Origin of the sequence: Streptococcus sp. 22.1 (genome assembly GCF_016648645.1) — a bacterium.
Classification (GTDB): Bacteria; Bacillota; Bacilli; order Lactobacillales; family Streptococcaceae; genus Streptococcus.
The window spans coordinates 1-3,586 of sequence record NZ_JACLQK010000040.1 but is presented as its reverse complement, the minus strand read 5'-3'; the positions used below and the strand labels follow the sequence as shown (position 1 = coordinate 3,586).

3 protein-coding genes are annotated in these 3,586 nt (G+C 30.7%); all 3 read left to right on the top strand.

What is annotated here, in order from left to right; all coding sequences use genetic code 11:
• The coding region (locus H7U04_RS11515) for an ATP-binding cassette domain-containing protein (protein ID WP_260315584.1) at positions 1–949 on the top strand (949 nt) is incomplete at its 5' end.
• The gene (locus H7U04_RS11160; protein WP_002887184.1) at positions 946–1,683 is read left to right on the top strand and encodes an ABC transporter ATP-binding protein; all 738 of its coding nucleotides are present in this window, start codon (positions 946–948) and stop codon (positions 1,681–1,683) included. The genes H7U04_RS11515 and H7U04_RS11160, both read left to right, overlap by 4 nt.
• 1 nt (position 1,684) lies before the next feature.
• Positions 1,685–3,586: ABC transporter permease (locus tag H7U04_RS11155; protein WP_201059826.1), on the top strand; the 1,902-nt coding region annotated here is incomplete at its 3' end.

The window sequence follows — 3,586 nt, the reverse complement described above, 5'->3', positions numbered from 1 at the left end:
GTTTCTATATTATTCACCAAATAGTGGCAGTGGTGAGCTTATTCTTCTTTATATGATGGTTTTAAATTTTATTAATCCCATTAATAATATTTTGAATTCGATTGATGAGATTCTATATGGTGTTAAGCATTACGAAAGGGTATTAGAGATATCAACTCTTGATAATGAGACGAATGGTACTTATAAGTTATCAGAGGATACAGATATAGAGATAAATTTAAAAAATATAAACTATCAATATGAGTTAAATGGGGCAAAAGTGTTAAATGGAATAAACCTAAAAGTCCATTCAGGAGAATTTGTTGCAATTATAGGGAAAAGTGGAAGTGGAAAGACAACTCTAGCTAAGATGTTGTTAGGCTATGTAAGCCCTAGTAGTGGAGACATCACATACAACAATATATCCTACTCTAAAATTGATAAAAAAGATTTTAGGAATATATCGGCTTTTGTATCTCAAGATTCTCCCATGTTTGATGGGGATGTGATGTATAATATTTCGCTAGGGAGAGAATCTGTTTCAGGAGAACAGGTTATTGAAACTTGTAAAAGAGTATCAATATATGATGATATCATGAGTATGCCAATGAAGTTTCATACTCTACTTTTTCGAGATAATCCATCAATATCTGGGGGGCAAAAACAACGGATTTCTTTAGCAAGAGAACTTGTAACCACCCCTAGAATCTTAGTTCTTGACGAACCTACATCAGCTTTAGATGTAAAAACTGAAAGAATAATCCAAAAAAGTGTTGAGGCTTTACATTGTACGAGGGTTTTGGTTACCCACAGACTTAATACAGTTGAAAAAGCTGATAAGATTTTAATAATGGATAATGGCAAAATTATTGACTATGGAAACCATTATTATTTGTACAAAAATAATAAGTATTATTGTGACTTATATGACTCATATATGAATAAATATCAGGAGGAAGAGGTAAAATGAAACAATTAGTATTAAAAGATGTTTGCAAAAAATATCCCAATCAACTGAATTATGCTCTAGACCATATCAATTTGATTGTGGAAAAAGGAGAATTTGTAGCTGTCATGGGGCGTAGCGGTAGTGGGAAAACGACGCTTTTAAATGTTACTTCAATTATTGATAAAATTGATAGTGGGAATATTTATTGTGCGGATAAAGAGATTAGCACATTCTCTGATAAGGAGGCAACTAATTTTAGAAAAAATGATATTGGTTTTGTTTTTCAAGATTATATGCTGTTAGACAGTCTAACCATTAGGGAGAATATTTCTGTTGCTTTGTCTTTAAAAAATGTTGATTCTTCAAAGATTGATGATTTGATAAATAGCTATGCAAAAAGATTTAATTTACATGAACAGTTGAAAAAATACCCTTATCAACTTTCTGGAGGTCAAAGACAGAGGGCCAGTATTATCAGAGCAATCATTAAAGACCCAGAAATTATTTTTGCTGACGAACCAACAGGAGCACTTGACTTGAAATCTTCTGAGGAAACAATGATGATTTTGAGTGAAATCAATAAAACGGAAAAGGTAACTATTCTAATGGTTACTCATGATGTTTTATCAGCTTCTTATGCCGACAGAGTTATACTCCTCAAAGATGGGAAACTTCACATGGAGATTGATAAAAAAGATTGTGGAGAGTCGTTTTACGATGTAATTAGTCAAGCTTTATCCGATAGAGGAGAGTAATATGATTTGGTCAATTACAAAATCTAACATTAAAAAGAATTTTCCGTTATATCGTATCTATTTTCTAGCTACGATCGGTTTATTAAGTATTTTTATAGCTTTTTTAAATTTTATTTCAGATAAAATCATCGCAGAAAAAATTGGGGATAGTGGTCAAGCTCTAGTTATCGCTAATGGTTCATTGTTATTTTTGATTGTATTTTTGGTGGTATTCTTAATCTACTTCAATAATTTCTTTGTAAAAAAACGCAGTCAAGACCTTGGAGTCTTAGCAATACTAGGGTTTTCAAAAAGAGAATTAACAAAATTACTAACTTTAGAAAATCTTGTTATTCTAGTTCTGAGTTACTTGGTAAGTTTATTGCTAGGACCTACTTTATATTTTTTAGCTGTACTGGTAATTACTCATCTATTGGATTTAACAATGGAAGTTCAGTGGTTTATTACAGTTAAAGAGATTATAGAGTCTTTAGGAATATTAGTCGTAGTTTTTCTGATTAATTTCATCACAAATGGAGTTATTATTGCTAAACAGTCATTGATTGAATTTGTTAATTTCTCAAAAAAGGCTGAGAAAAAAATCAGGATAAGAAAAGTCAGAGCTATTATTGCTATTACCGCATTGCTATTGTCATATGTTTTATGTTTGACGACAGTGTTTTCATCCACACGAAAGATGCTATTAAGCGTAGGGATGGTACCAATTTCTCTTTTGATAATTATCTTAGTTATTTTAGGCTCAATTTTTACAATCAGATATGGATTGACTTTTGTAATTTCTTTCTTAAAAGAAAAGAAAAAAAGGTTATATCGTCCTCTCTCTAATATTATCTATCCTAAATTTAACTATCGTATTGCGACAAAAAATAAATTATTAACAGTCTTGGGGGGGCTTTTAACACTAACCGTTTCAGTTACTGGAATTATGGTAATGCTTTATGCTTATTCTCTTAATGGAATAGAAAGATTGACTCCATCTGCGATAGAATATAATGTTGAATCAGAAAATGGTCAAGTCAATGTTACAAATATTTTAGAGAATGGGCAAGTGAGTTTAGTTGATATTAACCTATTGAGATTGAACACTAACCCAGAAGTGACTATCACAGAATCTGGGCAAACAATTCCTTATTTTGATATAATTAATTACAGTGATTATAAAGAGTTAATGAAAGCTCAAGGAAGAAAAAATTCTATTGAAGGTAGTGAGTCACTACCATTGTTAATAAATTATTTTCCAACAGAAATTAGCCTAGGGAAAACCTTTAATTTGGAAAATGCATACGATGTTACTGTAAAACAAGTATCAACGAATAATGTTTTTAGTTTTTCTACAAGTGTCACGACTCTGGTGGTTTCTGATAAATTATATGCTGAGCTTAGTTCTCGTTTTCCAGAGAAAAAAATGACAATTAGGACTTTTAATGGAGATTCAATTAGGTCAAGTGAAACATTTTACAATCAGTTTAGTACGGTTCCTGATGTTATCAGTAGTTATAGTAGGGAACACACAGTAAAGACTGCTAATATTGCGACTTATATCTTTATAACCTTCCTATCCATACTCTTTATTATTTGTACAGGTAGTATTCTATACTTTACAAGCCTCATAGAAATCATGGAAAATAAAGAAGAATATAGCTATCTGAGTAAGTTAGGTTATAGTAAAAAAATGATTAATCGGATTGTCGGATATGAAATAGGTATACTTTTCCTTATTCCTGTATTAATTGGGATAATAAATGGTAGTATGTTGCTTATTTTCTATAAATATTTATTTATGGATACATTGGTTGCAGGCAATATTATAATGCTATCTTTGTTGCTTTTTCTGTTTTTCTTTTTGATAATATATGGCACATTTTATTTATTGACATTGCGGTCAGTGAAATCAATAATAAAC